We start from the raw sequence: 16106 nt of genomic DNA, 5'->3' as shown, positions 1-16106 counted from the left end.
TACGTGGGTGTTTACGCCGCTTCGCTCAGGGGCAGGCTGATCCGGTTACGCCCCAGGTGCTTGGCCCGGTACAAGGCGGCGTCGGCCGTGGCCACGAGCTGGCTGGCATTGTTGTCGGGGCCGGCGACTGCGGTGGCGGCCCCGATCGACACGGTTACGTGCCGCGTCGGCGCAGTCGATGGCAGCTGCAGCTGCTCGACCCGGCAGCGGATGCGTTCGGCGACGATGGCGGCGCCCTTGAGCGACTGGTTGGGCAGGATCACGGCAAATTCCTCACCACCATAGCGCGCCACCAGGTCATTGGCCCGCATTTCGCTGGAGACGGCGCGCGCGATGCGCTTGAGGCATTCGTCGCCGCCCAGGTGGCCGTTGGCGTCGTTATAGGCCTTGAAGTTGTCGACGTCGACCATCAAGAGCGACAGCGGCTGCTGCTGGCGCAGGGCGCGCGCCCATTCCGCGTGCAGGGTGTCGTCGAAGCAGCGCCGGTTGGCCAGGCCCGTCAGCCCGTCGCGGGTGGCGAGCTGTTCCAGCGCCACTTGCGCCATCTTTTCATCGGTCAGGTCGCGCAGGGTCTCGACCACCGCCGCCAGTTCGCCGTCGGCCCCGAAGATCGGACTGGCGTCGGCGGCCAGGTAGCGCCGCCGGCCGGCGCGCGGCATGTCGAACCAGCTTTCGATGCACAGGCTGTTGGGAGATCCTTCGATGGTGCAGCGGGGCAGGACGCGGCGCACGTCATCGCTGCGGTTCTGCAGGACCAGGTCGGCGAGGGTGGGGCGGCGGTGGTCGTAGAAGCTGCGCCAATGCTCGCCTGTGCCCAGTACCTCGTGGGCGGGCACGCCGGTCAGCTGTTCGCAGGCGCGGTTCCAGATCATCACCCGCCCGTCCGTGTCGAGCACGAAGACGGGAATCGACAGGGACGCCACCAGCTGGCCGACGAAGGCGCCGTCCTGGACGAGTGCGGTCGGGGCCGGGATGCTGGTGCTGGAACTTGCTGAACTGATCATGGTCGTCCTCTGCGGGTTTCCGGTCGTCGATTGACTGCCGACAGGAAACAATTTTGCTACCACGAGGGTGCAACCTTATTGATTTGCAGCAAGATTCGATCAGGGCTTGTCGTGTCCCCGTATGGACCCCAGGTGGCGGCGCCTACGCATACGTTGTCGTTCGGAACAGGGGCAGGCTTGCGCAGACGACAGTCCCGCCGCGGCGGCCCGGCGCCAGCGTGAGGCTGCCGCCGTAGGCCTCGGTGCGCTCGCGCATGCCGTCGATGCCGCAGCTGCGGACGTCCGGCCGGCTGGCCGGCTGGGTGCCGATGCCATCGTCCTCGATCTTCAGCACCACCTCGCCGGCTGCCTCGGCCAGGGTGACGCAGACCATGGTGGCGCGGGCGTGGCGCGCCACGTTCGACAGCGATTCCTGCAGCACCCGTAACAGCACCGCATCGCGCTCCCGGTCGGCGCTGTCGTCCATCATGCAGCCCGCATCGAAACGGTAGTCGAGTCCGTGCAGGCGGGCGAAGTCGGCCAGGTGGCGTTCGGCTGCCTGGCGCAGGCTCTGGCCGGGGGCGATCGGGCGCAGGCCGCCCACGAGCGCGCGCACCGAGCGGATCGCGGCGTCGAGCTTGGCGATCGCGTGGGTCAGCTTGTCGTACACAGCGGGGGAGGTGCCGCGCACGGCGGCCTGCTGCAAGGCGAGTTCCACCCGCAGCGACAAGAGCCGGTGGCCGAGCTCGTCGTGCAGGTCGCGGGCGATGCGGGCACGTTCGGTTTGTCGCACGCTTTCCTGCTGGCGCACCAGCCGGCACAGTACTTCGTGGCTGCCGGACAGCGCGTTCTCGGCCTCGGCATGGGCGCCGCGTTCGGAGTGCAGCTGCCGTTCGAGGGCATTGCCGCGCTCCTGCGCCGCCTGGGCGCGGCGCTGCTGCAGCAGGGCGACGGCCACGGCGGCCAGGCTCAGCATGGCGGCCGCGACGATCTCGGGCGCTTCGCCGTGCAAGGGCAGGGGGAAGGGCAGCGCGGCGGAAGCCGGCAGGCTGATCGCCAGCGCGGCAAATGCTGATAAACGTATTAGGAATGCAGAGTGGTTGTTCATGACATCCTTCTGACGGGCATTCGGAAGATTCCGTATGAAGGTACATCGGTTTCCGACAGGGAATGTTGCTCATCCTCAATGCATGGAACCGGGGCTGCCCAGCCCCACGGCGTCAGGACAGCGCGTTATAATGGAAGGTTGACGAGAGGCTTACCGTGACTTACAGCATCAAAGAGATCTTCTACACCCTGCAGGGCGAAGGCGCCCATGCCGGGCGCCCGGCCGTGTTCTGCCGCTTTTCCGGCTGCAACCTGTGGACCGGCCGCGAAGCCGACCGCGCGAGCAGCATCTGCCAGTTCTGCGACACCGATTTCGTCGGCACCGACGGCGAACGCGGCGGCAAGTTCCGCGAGCCCGAGCTGCTTGCTGCCGAGATCGACGGCCTGTGGCCTGCCACCCACGCCGCCAGTAAATATGTCGTTTTCACTGGCGGTGAGCCGCTGCTGCAACTGGACCGCCCGCTGATCGACGCGATGCACGCGCGCGGCTTCACGATCGCGATCGAGACCAACGGCACCCTGCCGGTGCCGGAAGGCGTCGACTGGATTTGCGTCAGCCCGAAGATGGGTTCCCAGCTGGTGGTCGCAAAGGGCAATGAGATCAAGGTCGTCATCCCGCAGCTGGGCCAGGACCTGGCCGCCTACGAGGGGCTCGACTTCGAGAACTTCTACGTGCAGCCGATGGACGGGCCGCTCGCCGCGCACAACACGCGCCTGGCGATCGAGACCTGCCGCCAGAACCCCAAGTGGAAGCTCAGCCTCCAGACCCACAAACTCCTCCAGATTCCTTAAGAGATTTACAAGATCGCACCGCAATGCTGACCATTACCCGCAAGCTGGAATTCGATGCCGGCCACCGTATTCCCGACCACAAGAGCCAGTGCCGCAACCTGCACGGCCACCGCTATACCCTCGAAATCACCCTGACCGGCGATGTCATCGACGTTGAAGGAAATTCCGACAACGGCATGATCATGGATTTCTCGGACGTCAAGACGCTGGCCAAGGAACACCTGGTCGACGTGTGGGACCACGCCTTCCTGGTGTACGAAAAGGACGACAAGGTGCGTGAGTTCCTGGCCTCGCTGCCCGGGCACAAGACGGTGGTGATCGACTGCATCCCGACCGTGGAAAACCTGGCGCGCGTCGCCTTCAAGCTCCTCAAGACGGTATTCACCGACCGCTTCGGCACCGGCCTGCGCCTGCACAAGCTGGTCTTGCACGAAACCCCGAATTGCTGGGCCGAAGTCACCGATGCATGATCAGTACATGCAGCTCGCCCTCGAGCAGGCCCGCCTGGCCTGGGCCGAAGGCGAGGTGCCGGTCGGCGCGGTCGTGGTCAAGGACGGCGAGGTCATCGCCACCGGCTTCAACCAGCCGATCGGCCGCCACGATCCGACCGCGCACGCCGAGATCGTCGCGCTGCGCGCCGCCGCCGAGAAGCTGGGCAACTACCGCCTGCCGGGCTGCGAGCTGTACGTCACCCTGGAACCCTGCATCATGTGCTCGGGCGCGATGATGCACGCCCGCCTGGCGCGCGTGGTCTACGCCGCAGTCGATCCCAAGACCGGCGCCTGCGGCTCGGTCGTGAACCTGTTCGACGAAGAAAAGCTGAACCACCACACCGAGGTGGCGGGCGGCGTCATGGCCGAGGAGGCGAGCAGCCTGCTCAAGGCCTTCTTTGCCGAGCGCCGCGCCGCAAGCCGCAAGCTTCCCGCAGCCGACTGAGCACCGCTGCGCGGCCGTAAGACAAATCGTACGACGGCACGAGCGCACCCTCCGTTATGAAAGTGGTATGCTGGCCGCATGCCGCTGGTGCGGCGAAACGAATGCTGCCCCATGCCCACGCTGAACGCCAACGGAATCCGCATCGCCTTCGATACCGCAGGCGACCCCAAGGCCCCACCGCTGTTGCTGGTGCACGGGCTCGGGATGCAGCTGACCGCCTGGCCGGAAGAATTCGTCGATGGCCTGGTCGAACTCGGCTTCTACGTCATCCGCTTCGACAACCGCGACTGCGGACTCTCCACCAAATTCGAACAGGCCGGCGTGCCCAACCTGGGCCTGGCCTGGATCAAGTCCAAGCTCGGCTGGCCCCTGCGCGCCGCCTACCGCCTGGAAGACATGGCCGAAGACGCGATCGGCGTCCTGTCCGCCCTCGGGGTGGCGCGCGCGCACGTGGTCGGGGTCTCGATGGGCGGCATGATCGCCCAGATCCTGGCCGCCCGTTATCCGCAGCGCATCCTGAGCCTGACCTCGATCATGTCGAGCAGCTGCCGGCGCGGGCTGCCCGGGCCGCAAAAGAAAATCAGCAAGCTGCTGGCCCGGCGTCCCGCCGACCCGGCCAACATCGACAGCATCATCGACCATGGCGTCAGCATCATGCGCGCCATCGGCAGCCCGGCCTATCCGACCACGGACAAGCTGCTGCGCAAGCGCGTGGCCCGCTCGGTGCGCCGCAGCTATTGCCCTAGCGGCGTGGCGCGCCAGATGATGGCGATTGCGGCCTCTGGCGACCGCTGCGCGCTGCTGCGCACCATCACCGCGCCGGCGCTGGTGATCCACGGCGCCAACGACCCGCTGGTGCCGGTCGCCTGCGGCGAAGACACGGCCAGCCGCATCCCCGGCGCCCGCCTCGAGATCATCGAGGGCATGGGCCACGACCTCCCGCCGCAGCTGGCCGAGCGGCTCCTCGCCTTGATTGACGCCCACGCCAGGGGTAAGATGTTGCCAGACTCAACACCCAGGCTATTTGTCAAACAGTGATCACACCCCAAATCGGCATCGCCATCGTGGCCCCGGCCGGCCAGGCCCTCGACCCGTGCGCGATCGACCGCGGCATCGCCCGCCTCGAGCAGCACGGCTGCCTCGTCCACAATTACTATGACCACGCCGCCATCCACGAGCGTTTCGGCGGCACCGACGAGGGCCGCCTGGCCCAGCTGCGCGCCGCGGTGGACGATCCGGACGTGCAGATCATCATGGCCCTGCGCGGCGGCTACGGCGCCACCCGTCTGCTGCCGCACATCGATTTCGAGGCGATGGCCGCGAGCGGCAAGCTGTTCGTCGGCTTTTCCGACATGACCGCCATCCACATGGGCCTGCTGGCCCGGACGGGCGCGCTCAGCTATGCCGGCCCGATGATCGCGGGCGACTTCGGCTGCAAGGAGCCGGTCCAGTTCACGCTGGATAATTTCTGGCAATGCCTGGCCGGACCGACCCACACCATCACCGAATGCGCAACCGGCAACCCTGTTCTCGAGGCTACGGGCACCGTCTGGGGCGGCAACCTGGCGATGATCGGCTCGCTGCTCGGCACCCCGTATTTCCCGCAGATCGAGGGAGGCATCCTGTACCTGGAAGACATCGCCGAACATCCCTACCGGGTCGAGCGCATGCTGCTGCAGCTGCACCAGGCCGGCGTGCTGGCGCGCCAGCAAGCGGTGATACTCGGCGATTTCTCCGGCTACAAGCTGGCGCCGAACGACAACGGTTATGATTTCGACACCATGCTGGCCCACCTGCGCGCCATCTTGCCGGTGCCGATTCTCACAGGCCTGAGCTTCGGCCACATCCCGCGCCGGGTGACGATTCCCTTTGGCGCCCAGGGCAAGCTGGTCTCGCATGAGGAGGGCTTCAGCCTGAGCCTGAGCGACTATCCGACCCTGCGGAGCGGCCCGGTCTGCGGCTGAGCCGGGCGGCCAGCGCGGCTCTCCTTTGACGGCGCACACGGGTGCGCCGTTTGCATTCCTGGCCACGATTTCGCCTTGACGATCCTGCGATGGTAAAATCGCGGGTTATCCGGCAACACCGTTGCTAACTCCGCTTCCAAAGGTTTCCTCGTGCTATCCACTGCCAATATTACAATGCAATTCGGCGCCAAGCCGCTGTTCGAGAACATCTCCGTCAAGTTCGGCGACGGCAACCGTTATGGCCTGATCGGCGCAAACGGTTGCGGCAAGTCGACCTTCATGAAGATCCTCGGCGGCGACCTGGAGCCGTCGGCCGGCAATGTCAGCCTCGACCCGGGCGAGCGCCTCGGTAAACTCCGCCAGGACCAGTTCGCCTACGAAGACGTGCGCGTGCTGGACGTCGTCATGATGGGCCACACCGAGCTGTGGAACGCCATTTCCGAGCGCGACGCGATCTACGCGAACCCGGAAGCGACCGACGAAGACTACATGAAGGCCGCCGAACTCGAAGGCAAGGTCGCCGAGTACGACGGCTACTCGGCCGAAGCGCGCGCCGGCGAGCTGCTGCTCGGCCTGGACATCGCCAGCGACCTGCACCAGGGTCCGATGAGCGCCGTGGCGCCAGGCTGGAAGCTGCGCGTGCTGCTGGCCCAGGCCCTGTTCTCGAACCCGGACATCCTGCTGCTCGACGAACCGACCAACAACCTGGACATCAACACGATCCGCTGGCTGGAAGACATCCTCAACCAGCGCAACTCGACGATGATCATCATCTCGCACGATCGTCACTTCCTGAACCAGGTCTGCACCCACGTCGCCGACATGGACTACGGCACCCTGAAGGTCTATCCGGGCAACTACGACGACTACATGCTGGCCTCGACCCAGGCGCGCAACCAGCAGCTGGCGAACAACGCCAAGGCCAAGGAAAAGGTCGCCGAACTGCAGGACTTCGTGCGCCGCTTCTCGGCCAACAAGTCCAAGGCGCGCCAGGCGACCTCGCGCGCCAAGCAGATCGACAAGATCAAGATCGAGGAATTCAAGCCGTCCTCGCGCGCCTATCCCTTCGTGCGTTTCGAAGGCGAGAAGAAGCTGCACCGCCTGGCCGTGGAAACCGAGGGCCTGTCGAAAGCCTATGACCGCCAGCTGTTCAAGAACTTCTCGATCATGGTCGAGGCGGGCGAACGCATCGCGATCATCGGCGCCAACGGCGCCGGTAAAACCACGCTGCTGCGCTGCATCGGCGGCCAGGACATCACCGGCCTGGCGGCCGACCAGGGCCGCGTGAAGTGGGCCGAGAACGCCAACGTCGGCTACATGCCGCAGGATCCGACCGAGGAATTCGCCAGCGGCGACAACCTGACGGACTGGATGAGCCGCTGGACGCAGGAAGGCGACGACGACCAGGCCGTGCGCTCGATCCTCGGCCGCCTGCTGTTCGGCGGCGACGAAGTCAAGAAGTCGGTCAAGGTGCTGTCCGGCGGCGAGAAGGGCCGCATGATGTACGGTAAGCTGATGCTGGGCCGTCACAATGTGCTGCTGCTCGACGAACCGACCAACCACATGGACATGGAATCGATCGAGTCGCTCAACATCGCGCTCGACAAGTACGCCGGCACCATGATCTTCGTGTCGCACGACCGCGAATTCGTGTCCTCGCTAGCCACCCGCGTGCTCGAAGTGCGCGAGAACGAAGTCGTCGACTTCCGCGGCAGCTATGAAGAGTACCTGACGAGCCAAGGCATCGACTGATCCATCCGGGAGACACATCACATGATGACGGTACCGATCAAGACCTACGAATACGACCACCCCCAGGTGGGCGAGTCCTGCACCATCAACCCGGCGACGGCCGAGGCCTGGGCGCGCGTGCCCGCGACCCCGAGCGCCGCCGAAAAGGTGGAACTGAAGGCGCGCATCAAGCGCCTGCTGAAGGAACGCAACGCGGTGCTGGTGGCCCACTATTACGTGGACGCCGAGCTGCAGGACCTGGCCGAGGAAACCGGCGGCTGCGTTTCGGATTCGCTCGAGATGGCGCGTTTCGGCCGTGACCACCCGGCCCAGACCTTAGTCGTAGCCGGCGTGCGCTTCATGGGCGAATCGGCCAAGATCCTGAGCCCGGAAAAGACCATCCTGATGCCGGACCTGGACGCGACCTGCTCGCTCGACCTGGGCTGTCCGGCCGATGAATTCGCCGCCTTCGCCGACCAGCATCCGGACCGCACCGTGGTCGTCTACGCCAACACCAGCGCCGCCGTGAAGGCGCGCGCCGACTGGATGGTGACTTCGTCGATCGGCCTCGACATCGTCAAGCACCTGCACGAGCAGGGCAAGAAGATCCTGTGGGCGCCGGACCGCCACCTCGGTTCCTACATCCAGAAACAGACCGGCGCCGACATGCTGCTGTGGCAGGGTTCCTGCCTGGTGCACGACGAATTCAAGGGCGTCGAACTCGACCTGTTGAAGAGCGAATATCCGGATGCGAAAGTGCTGGTGCACCCGGAGTCGCCAAGCTCGGTCGTGGCCCAGGCCGACGTGGTCGGCTCGACCACCCAGCTGATCAACGCCGCGGTGAACCTGCCGGCGGATACCTTCATCGTCGCCACCGACAACGGCATCCTGCACAAGATGCGCGCCGCCGCGCCGGGCAAGCGCTTCATCGAAGCGCCGACCGCCGGCAACAGCGCCACCTGCAAGAGCTGCGCCCACTGCCCGTGGATGGCCATGAACGGCCTCAAGAATCTGGCCGACGTGCTGGAAAACGGCGCCAATGAAGTCCACGTCGATCCGGAAATCGGCCGCCAGGCCAAGCGCGCGATCGACCGCATGCTCGATTTCGCCGCCGCCAAGAAGGCGCAAGCCCTGCCGAGCGGCGCGCTCGAGCAGAACGCGACACTGTTCAATGGAGTAGGTCCCGCATGACGCTGCTACGCAATCCGCACGATCAATTCGACGAGAAGCTGCAATCAGCCTTCGAGGCCAACATCCTCGCGGCGCTGCTGGAAGACGTTGGCACCGGTGACCTGACCGGCATGCTGGTGCCGAACGACACGCGCGTGAAGGCCCGCGTCATCGTGCGCGAACAGGCGGTCCTGTGCGGCGCGCCCTGGTTCGAAGGCGTCATGCTGGCCATCGATACGGACACCGAGATTACCTGGCAATACGCCGAGGGCGACCTGATGGCCGCCGATTCGGTGGTGTGCACCATCGAGGCCAATCCACGCTCGCTGCTCACCGCCGAACGCGCGGCGCTGAACTTCATGCAGCTGCTGTCGGGCGTGGCCAGCGCCACCCGCAAGTACGTCGATGTGATCGAGGGCACCAAGGCGGCGATCCTCGACACCCGCAAGACCCTGCCGGGCCTGCGCCTGGCGCAGAAATACGCGGTGCGCGTCGGCGGCGGCAAGAACCAGCGCATGGCGCTGTACGACGGCATCCTGATCAAGGAAAACCACATCGCGGCCGCTGGCGGCGTGAGCAAAGCCCTGGCTGCGGCCGAGGCGCTCGGCTCCGGCGCGCCGGTGCAGATCGAAGTCGAGACCATCGCCCAGCTGGAAGAAGCACTCGGCGCTGGGGTGAAATCGGTCCTGCTCGATAACTTCGACCTGGAGATGATGCGTGAAGCGGTGCGCGTGAATGCGGGCCGGGCGCTGCTGGAAGCCTCGGGCGGCATCAACATGCAGACCGTGCGTGCGATTGCCGAGACGGGTGTCGACCGCATCTCGATCGGCAGCCTAACCAAGGACGTGCGCGCGACCGATTACTCGCTTCGCATCGTAGGCTGAACCATGATGGACTGGACCAGACTGCGTATTTCGACGGGCGCGCGCATCCTGTGGCTGGCCTTTGGCCTGTTGCTGGGCGGCCCGACCCTGGTGAACGGCCTGCAAACGGGCGGCACCGCCGACGTGTGCTTCGGCATCGGCATGCTGCTGGTGGGCGTGCGCGGCTTCCTGCGGCCGGTGATGTTCGGGAAGGCCGTGCGCATGGAGATGGATCCGCGCACGGCCCAGGTGTCGATCGGCTCGCCGATGCTGCATGGCGGTCTGTCGCTCGTGATCTTCGCCGCGCTGACGGCGGGGATCGTCATCAAGTACGTCATCAAGGGCTGATTCGCCCGGCTTAGACCCCGCTTTCGCTGGCCTGTGCCAGCGCTTCCGCTTCCGGTGTGCGCATGTGCACCGGTTCCCCGACCTGCGCCGCGATCTCGCCGATTGCGGCCATCACTTTTTCCGGATGCGCGTAGTGCGTCATGTGGCCGACGCCCGCTTGCAGCTGCAGCTGGCTGTCCGGCAGGCGTTCGCTGAGGCGTTCCGAGTTGTGCCCGCAGTCGACGATCTTGTCGCGCGTTCCGGCGACGACGATCGCCGGCACCTTCAGCTCCGCATAACGTGTCGAGAGCGCAAGCGCAGAGGGAATCATCAGCGCCGTCTCCGCCGCGCTCGCGCGCAACTGCTTGGGCCGCAGGGCCATCCAGCGCGGGAAGGCATCAAAGCGTTTGGATACCGGCAGCGGGGAGAAGGTGCGCTTGGCCAGGGCCGGCCACATCAGCCGCGTCAGCACGGGTGACACCGTGTAGCGCAGCAGGTCACCGATGACCGGAATGGCGGGTGTGGACAGCGCCACGTCGAGGCGCACGCTCGGATAGTAGTAACCCGACAGCAGCACCAGTCCGCGCACGACATCAGGCTGCTGCAGCCCCATGGCCAGGGCGACCATCGTGCCCCAGGAGTGGCCGAGCACGATCGCCGATTCGACCCCGATTTGCGCCAGCGCGCGGTGCAGCAGCGCCGCCTGCTTCTCGGGCGTCCACACCGTGCTGCGCGGCCGCTCGCTGTAGCCGAAACCGGGGCGGTCGAAAGCGATCACGCGGTAATGTGCGGCGGCCTGCTGCAACAGGCCGCTCGTTTCGAAATCTTTCGAATAGACGCCATTGCCGTGCAGGAGCACGAGCGTCGGCCCGGTGCCGCGCTCCAGGTAGTGCAGGCGCACGCCGTCCACGTCGACAAACTTGCCCTGCGGCGGGTTCTCCTGCTCCGCTTGTCGCGTTTTGGCGCGCACGTAAAGAAACGAGGCGGCCAGGCCGATGCCGGCCAGGATTGCGGTAGTGCGGTAGCGTGTGGTCACAAAATCCCCCTGTGGTCGATTGTTGGATGTGACTCCTCCGGCTCCTCCGCGTGGAGCAGGTCGGCGACGCGCGGCAGCAACCGCTCGGCCGACTCTTCTATTTTGAGTGCGATCAGCTCATCGGCGCGGGTGCGACCGAGATTGACCGCGGCGATCGGCTTGCCCGCTGCATTCGCCATGCGGCAGAAGCGGAAACCCGAATACACCATCAGCGACGAACCCACCACCAGCAGCGCGTCGGCCGCTTCCATCTGGGCCAGCGCGCAGGCGGTGCGCGGCGGCGGGATGCCATCGCCGAAGAATACGACATCCGGCGACAGCGCGCCGCCGCAATGGACGCAGAAGGGCAAATGGAAGTCTTCGAGCGCATCCGGCTCGATCGCGGCGTCGCCATCGGGCAGCGGGGTCGCCAGCACGTTCGCCAGTTCGGGATTGGCCTCGTTCAGCAGCGTTTGCACGAAGGCGCGCGGAAACTGTGCCTTGCAGTGCATGCAGACCACGCTGTGGACGTTGCCATGCAGTTCGAGGACCGCCAGGCTGCCGGCCTGCTGATGCAGGCCGTCGACGTTCTGGGTCAGCAGGTGGCCAAAGCGGCCGTGTTTTTCCAGCCGCGCGAGCGCCCGGTGCCCGTGATTCGGCCGGGCCTTCGCCATGATCGGCCAGCCGACCATGCTGCGCGCCCAGTAGCGGCGCTGGACGTCGATCGAGCGCCGGAATTCCGGACCCTGGATCGGCATGCGGCCGCGGCGGGTGCCATCACGGTCGCGGTAATCGGGAATGCCCGACGCGGTCGACAGGCCGGCGCCTGTCAGGACCAGCGCGCGCGGATACCGTTCGAGGAATTCCGCCAGCGCCTCGGCCTGGTCTTGAACGGTGAAACCTTCTGCCATGTTACGGTACCTCCATTGGATGGGATCGTAACATCCCCTCCCGGCGCATGGACACACCTTTCCGGCCTGAACGACCGCCAGGCGTCAGCGCGCGGAGACGGCGATCCCGCCCACGATCATGCCGAAGGCCAGCACGTGGTAGAGGTGGGGCGCCTCGCCCAGGAAGGCGGAGGACAGCAGCGCCGTGAACAGCGGCGTCAGGTTGATGAAGAAGGCGCCGATGCTCGGGCCGGCGCGCTGCACGCCGGCGCCCCAGCAGCGCATTGCCAGGATCGCGGGGCCGATCGCCACGTACAGCAGGGCTGCCGCGAGCGGCCAGCTCCAGGCGATGTGCGTGTCGCGCAGCGCCCATTCGCCACCGGCCAGCGCGGCCGACCACAGCACCCCGTAGCCGACCTGGGCCAGCAGGAACGCCGCCCAGTCCGCGCGCAGACCCGGCACATCCTTCTGCTGCATCAGCATCCAGCTGTAGAAGGACCAGGCGATGGTGGCCAGGATCATGTACAGGTCGCCGATCACGAGGCGCAGCTGCAAGAGCTGGTGGATGTCGCCGCGGCACAGCACCACCAGTACGCCCAGGATCGACAGCAACGCCCCGACGATCTGCTTGCGCTTGACCGGCACGCCGTAGAACAGGCGCCCAACCAGCAGCATCCAGACCGGCACGCCGGAGGCCACCAGGGTGACGTTGATCGGCGTTGAACTCTGCAGCGCCAGGTATTGCAGTGAATTGTAGAGCCCCACGCCGAGCAGCCCGAGCATGGCGTAGCGGCGCCAGTTGGTCAGAACGCCGCTGCCGTGCCGCAGCGCCGCGCGCCCGAGCGGCACCAGCACCAAGAGCGCGATCGACCAGCGGATCAGGTTCAGGGTCATCGGCGGCACGGCGTCGCGCACCAGCCGGCCGACAATGGCGTTGCCGGCCCAGAGGATGGGCGGCACGCTCAAGAGGGCGATGGTGGATGGTGTGAGGGCAGGGCGGTTCATGGCGGGGATCCGGCCCACGCGAGCGGGCCGGAGAACAACGATTAGCGGCGTTCCGGCGTCAGCACGCTCGGCAGCGCCTTCGGCAGGGTATCCGGGAAGTCGCGAGAATAATGCAGGCCGCGGCTCTCGTGGCGCGAGAGTGCACTGTTGACGATCAGGGACGCCACCTCGACCAGGTTGCGCAGCTCCAGCAGGTCGTGGGTGATGCGGAAGTTGCGGTAGTATTCGTCGATCTCTTCCTTCAACAGCTTGATGCGGTGCTGCGCCCGCTCCAGGCGCTTGGTGGTGCGCACGATGCCGACGTAGTTCCACATGAAGCGGCGCAGCTCGTCCCAGTTGTGGGCGATGACCACTTCCTCGTCCGCATTCGTCACGCGCGATTCGTCCCAGGGCGGCAGCACCGGATTCTCGATCTTTGGCGCCGCCGCGATCTGGTGCGCGCAGGCGCGCCCGATGACCACGCATTCGAGCAGCGAGTTGCTGGCCAGGCGGTTGGCGCCGTGCAGGCCGGTGCAGGCGGTCTCGCCCACGGCGTACAGGCCCGGGATATCGGTGCGGCCGGCCAGGTCGGTGACGATCCCGCCGCAGGTGAAGTGCACCGCCGGCACCACCGGAATCGGTTCCTTGGTGATGTCGATGCCCAGCTCCAGGCAGCGCGCGTAAATGGTCGGGAAGTGCTCCTTCAGGAATTCCGGGTCCTGGTGGCTGATGTCGAGGTGGACGTAGTCCAGGCCGCGCTTCTTCATCTCGAAGTCGATCGCGCGCGCGACCACGTCGCGCGGGGCCAGTTCGCCGCGCTCGTCATGGGCCGGCATGAAGCGGGTGCCGGCAGCGGGTCCCGCTTCCGGCGGAAGTTTCAACAGGCCGCCTTCGCCGCGGATTGCTTCCGTGATCAGGAAGGATTTCGCATATGGGTGGTACAGGCAGGTCGGGTGGAACTGGATGAATTCCATGTTCGACACGCGGCAGCCGGCGCGCCAGGCCATTGCGATGCCGTCGCCGGTGGCGGTGTCGGGATTCGTGGTGTACAGGTAGACCTTGCCGGCGCCGCCGGTGGCCAGCACCGTGTGCTCGGCTTCGAAAGTGAGCACCTGGCCGCTCTCTTCGTCCTGCACGTACAGGCCGTAGCAGCGTGGCTGCCCAACCAGGTGCGGCGCGCCGCCGTGCACACCCTTGCCGGTGAGCTTGTCGGAAGTGATGACGTCGATCGCGCAGTGGTGCTCGAACAAAGCGATGTTCGGATGCGCGCGCACTTTCTGCTCCAGCGTCACCTGCACCGCGTGGCCGGTGGCGTCGGCGGCGTGGATGATGCGGCGCTGGCTGTGGCCGCCCTCGCGGGTCAGGTGAAAGCCCAGCTCGGCCGAGGCGTCGCGGGTGAAGGGCACGCCCTGTTCGATCAGCCATTCGATCGCGGCGCGGCCGTTCTCGACGATGTAGCGGGTGGCCGCTTCTTCGCACAGGCCGGCGCCGGCCACCAGGGTGTCGGCGATATGCTGGTCGTGGCTGTCGCCCGAGTCGAGCACGGCGGCGATGCCGCCCTGGGCCCAGTTGCTGGCACCGTCCAGCAGCGCGCGTTTGGAGATGATTGCAACCTTGCGCGTCTGCGCCAGGTGGAGGGCCACCGACAGGCCGGCCAGACCGCTGCCGACAATAGCGACGTCAAATTTCATGGCGAGTTAAGTTTTGTACAGAGGCATCACTATAGACGATTTGGCTAGAGCGTGTGAGGGCTGGGCGCAAGGTCAAGGCCGGGTCAGTGTACGCCGACGCACGGATGGGCGGCCTGGCGCAGGCTAGGATCGGGATTCAACCAATCAGCGAGGAATGCCATGCCAGACCATAACGCCCAAGCGCACGCGGCCGCCCTGTCCGAGAAGATCGGCTCGATGCGCTTCGCCATGTTCACCACGCGCGACCAGAATGGCCACCTGGTCAGCCAGCCGATGACCAACCAGCAGGTCGACGCCGAAGGCGGCCTGTGGTTCTACACCCGTACTACCACCGAACTGTGGGACAACATCGCCCACGAGCCCGAGGTCAACGTCAGCTTCGCCAACAACGATGACAGCACCTACGTCTCGGTCAGCGGCCATGCTGAGCGCGTGGTCGACCGCAACCAGATCCACGCGCTGTGGAATCCGATGGTGCAGGCCTGGTTCCCGGCCGGCCCCGAGGACGAGCACGTGGTGCTGGTGCGGGTAATGCCGCACGCGGCCGAGTACTGGGATTCGAACGACAGCAAGATGGTGCGCATGTTCGCGATGGCCAAGGCGGCCGTCACCGGTTCGACGCCGGACGTCGACGCCGATCACGGCACCATCCGCATGTAAGTCAGCTTGCCGGGTCGCCCCGGCTCGCTTACAGTGCTCCCTTATTGACAGGGAGCCTGCATGACCCCGCTCGAAATCGCGGCCAACGCCTTCACCGCCGTGGCGATCTTCCTCGCCGGGCGCAATAGCGTCCACACTTGGTGGACCGGAATCATCGGCTGCACCCTGTTCGGCATCTTGTTTGCACAAAGCCGGCTGTATGCCGACGTTGTGCTGCAGGTGTTCTTCGTGGGGACCAGCATACTGGGCTGGTGGCGTTGGCTGCACGGCAGGCAGGGCGCGCCACTGCCGGTCACCCATGCGGGCTGGCGCACGCTTGGCTGGATAGCGCCGGCAGGGCTTGCCGCCACCGCCATCTACGGCGCGCTGCTGCACCACTTCACCAACGCCTACGCGCCTTTCATCGACTCCGCCGTGCTGGTGTTCAGCGTGATCGCCCAGCTGTTGATGATGCAGCGCCGGATCGAGAACTGGCCGGTCTGGCTGCTGGTGAACACGATCGCCGTTCCCCTCTACGCCAGCCGCGAACTCTATCTGACCGCGGTGCTGTATGGCGCCTTCTGGGTGAACGCGATCGTGTCCTGGATCTGGTGGCGCAAGCTGGCCGCGCGCGACGCCACCGCAAAGGCGGCGCCGGTGATCGAGACGGCCTAGCGGCCGGGCGGCAGGTCGCTTTCGTCCTGGTTGCCGCCGGTTTCCGGCGTACCGAGGCCGGTGCCCGTGGGGCTGGCCTGGTTCGGGCGCGTGTCCTGCGCTCCGCGGCCGACGTTCGTCATCGCGCTGCCTTCGGCCTCCACGTGCTGGCGCTCGCCGGCTACGGCGCCGTCGGGTGCGTTGGTGGTTTCGCCCGCCTGGTTGCGGGTCAGGCCATCGCCGCCGCTGCCGCCGGTTTCCTGCTGGGTTTCATGGGTGGGGGTGGCGCCTTGCTGGCCGCTGGTGACGCCGCCGACGCCAAGCGTCGTCGAGGGATCGTTCTGCTGTGTGCTCATCTCT

At 66.3% G+C, this 16106-nt stretch carries 18 protein-coding genes; 11 read left to right on the top strand and 7 right to left on the bottom strand.

Annotated features, from left to right (window positions below; all coding sequences use genetic code 11):
- Positions 1-11: 11 nt before the first annotated feature.
- Positions 12-1004, bottom strand: a complete 993-nt coding sequence (locus GV068_RS08965; RefSeq protein ID WP_159696992.1) for a diguanylate cyclase — start codon at positions 1002-1004, stop codon at positions 12-14.
- A 142-nt stretch (positions 1005-1146) separates the two neighbouring features.
- Positions 1147-2091, bottom strand: a complete 945-nt coding sequence (locus tag GV068_RS08960; protein ID WP_159696991.1) for a sensor histidine kinase — start codon at positions 2089-2091, stop codon at positions 1147-1149.
- A gap of 155 nt (positions 2092-2246) precedes the next feature.
- Between GV068_RS08960 and queE the strand changes: the two genes are divergently transcribed.
- The 9 genes from queE to GV068_RS08915 all read left to right on the top strand — a co-directional run bounded on the left by queE (position 2247) and on the right by GV068_RS08915 (position 9894).
- A complete protein-coding gene (queE, locus tag GV068_RS08955; protein ID WP_159696990.1) occupies positions 2247-2882 on the top strand; it encodes a 7-carboxy-7-deazaguanine synthase in 636 nt (211 codons plus the stop codon).
- Positions 2883-2905: 23 nt separating this feature from the next.
- The gene (gene queD, locus GV068_RS08950; protein ID WP_159696989.1) at positions 2906-3352 is read left to right on the top strand and encodes a 6-carboxytetrahydropterin synthase QueD; all 447 of its coding nucleotides are present in this window, start codon (positions 2906-2908) and stop codon (positions 3350-3352) included.
- Positions 3345-3818, top strand: a complete 474-nt coding sequence (tadA, locus tag GV068_RS08945) for a tRNA adenosine(34) deaminase TadA (RefSeq protein WP_159696988.1) — start codon at positions 3345-3347, stop codon at positions 3816-3818. The genes queD and tadA overlap by 8 nt, the downstream gene beginning before the upstream one ends.
- Positions 3819-3929: 111 nt before the next feature.
- On the top strand, positions 3930-4856 hold the full coding sequence (locus tag GV068_RS08940; RefSeq protein WP_159696987.1) for an alpha/beta fold hydrolase: 927 nt from the start codon (positions 3930-3932) through the stop codon (positions 4854-4856).
- Positions 4853-5782, top strand: coding sequence for a muramoyltetrapeptide carboxypeptidase (gene ldcA / locus GV068_RS08935; RefSeq protein ID WP_159696986.1), 930 nt, complete (start codon positions 4853-4855; stop codon positions 5780-5782). Before GV068_RS08940 ends, ldcA begins: the two co-directional genes overlap by 4 nt.
- A 150-nt stretch (positions 5783-5932) precedes the next feature.
- The gene (locus GV068_RS08930; RefSeq protein ID WP_159696985.1) at positions 5933-7534 is read left to right on the top strand and encodes an ABC-F family ATPase; all 1602 of its coding nucleotides are present in this window, start codon (positions 5933-5935) and stop codon (positions 7532-7534) included.
- Between the two features lie 21 nt (positions 7535-7555).
- Entirely contained in the window at positions 7556-8704 is a 1149-nt protein-coding gene (gene nadA / locus GV068_RS08925) for a quinolinate synthase NadA (protein WP_159696984.1), read from the top strand.
- The gene (nadC, locus tag GV068_RS08920; protein WP_159696983.1) at positions 8701-9567 is read left to right on the top strand and encodes a carboxylating nicotinate-nucleotide diphosphorylase; all 867 of its coding nucleotides are present in this window, start codon (positions 8701-8703) and stop codon (positions 9565-9567) included. Before nadA ends, nadC begins: the two co-directional genes overlap by 4 nt.
- 3 nt (positions 9568-9570) lie before the next feature.
- Complete coding sequence (locus tag GV068_RS08915) at positions 9571-9894, top strand: hypothetical protein (protein WP_229463927.1); 324 nt, start codon at positions 9571-9573, stop codon at positions 9892-9894.
- Between the two features lie 10 nt (positions 9895-9904).
- On the opposite strand, the gene GV068_RS08910 is transcribed toward GV068_RS08915, so the two are convergent.
- The 4 genes from GV068_RS08910 to nadB all read right to left on the bottom strand — a co-directional run bounded on the left by GV068_RS08910 (position 9905) and on the right by nadB (position 14453).
- Positions 9905-10909 carry an alpha/beta fold hydrolase gene (locus GV068_RS08910; protein ID WP_229463918.1) on the bottom strand — a complete coding sequence of 335 codons (1005 nt, stop codon included), beginning with the start codon at positions 10907-10909 and terminating at the stop codon, positions 9905-9907.
- Positions 10906-11799, bottom strand: a complete 894-nt coding sequence (locus tag GV068_RS08905) for an NAD-dependent protein deacetylase (protein WP_159696982.1) — start codon at positions 11797-11799, stop codon at positions 10906-10908. Before GV068_RS08905 ends, GV068_RS08910 begins: the two co-directional genes overlap by 4 nt.
- A gap of 84 nt (positions 11800-11883) precedes the next feature.
- Positions 11884-12783, bottom strand: a complete 900-nt coding sequence (locus tag GV068_RS08900) for a DMT family transporter (RefSeq protein WP_159696981.1) — start codon at positions 12781-12783, stop codon at positions 11884-11886.
- 41 nt (positions 12784-12824) lie between these two features.
- Positions 12825-14453 carry an L-aspartate oxidase gene (gene nadB, locus GV068_RS08895; RefSeq protein ID WP_159696980.1) on the bottom strand — a complete coding sequence of 543 codons (1629 nt, stop codon included), beginning with the start codon at positions 14451-14453 and terminating at the stop codon, positions 12825-12827.
- Positions 14454-14612: 159 nt separating this feature from the next.
- Here nadB and GV068_RS08890 point away from each other — a divergent pair, with 159 nt between their 5' ends.
- Together GV068_RS08890 and pnuC are read left to right on the top strand one after the other, a co-directional pair.
- Positions 14613-15113 carry a pyridoxamine 5'-phosphate oxidase family protein gene (locus tag GV068_RS08890; protein ID WP_159696979.1) on the top strand — a complete coding sequence of 167 codons (501 nt, stop codon included), beginning with the start codon at positions 14613-14615 and terminating at the stop codon, positions 15111-15113.
- Between the two features lie 60 nt (positions 15114-15173).
- Positions 15174-15767, top strand: coding sequence for a nicotinamide riboside transporter PnuC (gene pnuC, locus GV068_RS08885; protein ID WP_159696978.1), 594 nt, complete (start codon positions 15174-15176; stop codon positions 15765-15767).
- Here pnuC and GV068_RS08880 read toward each other — a convergent pair.
- The gene (locus tag GV068_RS08880; protein WP_229463916.1) at positions 15764-16102 is read right to left on the bottom strand and encodes a hypothetical protein; all 339 of its coding nucleotides are present in this window, start codon (positions 16100-16102) and stop codon (positions 15764-15766) included. The genes pnuC and GV068_RS08880 overlap by 4 nt on opposite strands.
- Positions 16103-16106: the final 4 nt, after the last annotated feature.

The sequence above is a fragment of the Massilia sp. 9I genome, assembly GCF_902506415.1.
Taxonomy (GTDB): Bacteria; Pseudomonadota; Gammaproteobacteria; order Burkholderiales; family Burkholderiaceae_D; genus Telluria.
This window is presented reverse-complemented; position numbering and strand designations above follow the sequence as displayed.

Coding starts and splice junctions, on each gene's coding strand:
- queD (WP_159696989.1), top strand. CDS start 2,906: ATGCTGACCATTACCCGCAAGCTGGAATTCGATGCCGGCCACCGTATT.
- GV068_RS08880 (WP_229463916.1), bottom strand. CDS start 16,102: ATGAGCACACAGCAGAACGATCCCTCGACGACGCTTGGCGTCGGCGGC.
- pnuC (WP_159696978.1), top strand. CDS start 15,174: ATGACCCCGCTCGAAATCGCGGCCAACGCCTTCACCGCCGTGGCGATC.
- nadC (WP_159696983.1), top strand. CDS start 8,701: ATGACGCTGCTACGCAATCCGCACGATCAATTCGACGAGAAGCTGCAA.
- GV068_RS08960 (WP_159696991.1), bottom strand. CDS start 2,091: ATGAACAACCACTCTGCATTCCTAATACGTTTATCAGCATTTGCCGCG.
- tadA (WP_159696988.1), top strand. CDS start 3,345: ATGCATGATCAGTACATGCAGCTCGCCCTCGAGCAGGCCCGCCTGGCC.
- nadA (WP_159696984.1), top strand. CDS start 7,556: ATGATGACGGTACCGATCAAGACCTACGAATACGACCACCCCCAGGTG.
- nadB (WP_159696980.1), bottom strand. CDS start 14,453: ATGAAATTTGACGTCGCTATTGTCGGCAGCGGTCTGGCCGGCCTGTCG.
- GV068_RS08890 (WP_159696979.1), top strand. CDS start 14,613: ATGCCAGACCATAACGCCCAAGCGCACGCGGCCGCCCTGTCCGAGAAG.
- GV068_RS08965 (WP_159696992.1), bottom strand. CDS start 1,004: ATGATCAGTTCAGCAAGTTCCAGCACCAGCATCCCGGCCCCGACCGCA.
- GV068_RS08900 (WP_159696981.1), bottom strand. CDS start 12,783: ATGAACCGCCCTGCCCTCACACCATCCACCATCGCCCTCTTGAGCGTG.
- GV068_RS08905 (WP_159696982.1), bottom strand. CDS start 11,799: ATGGCAGAAGGTTTCACCGTTCAAGACCAGGCCGAGGCGCTGGCGGAA.
- GV068_RS08915 (WP_229463927.1), top strand. CDS start 9,571: ATGATGGACTGGACCAGACTGCGTATTTCGACGGGCGCGCGCATCCTG.
- GV068_RS08940 (WP_159696987.1), top strand. CDS start 3,930: ATGCCCACGCTGAACGCCAACGGAATCCGCATCGCCTTCGATACCGCA.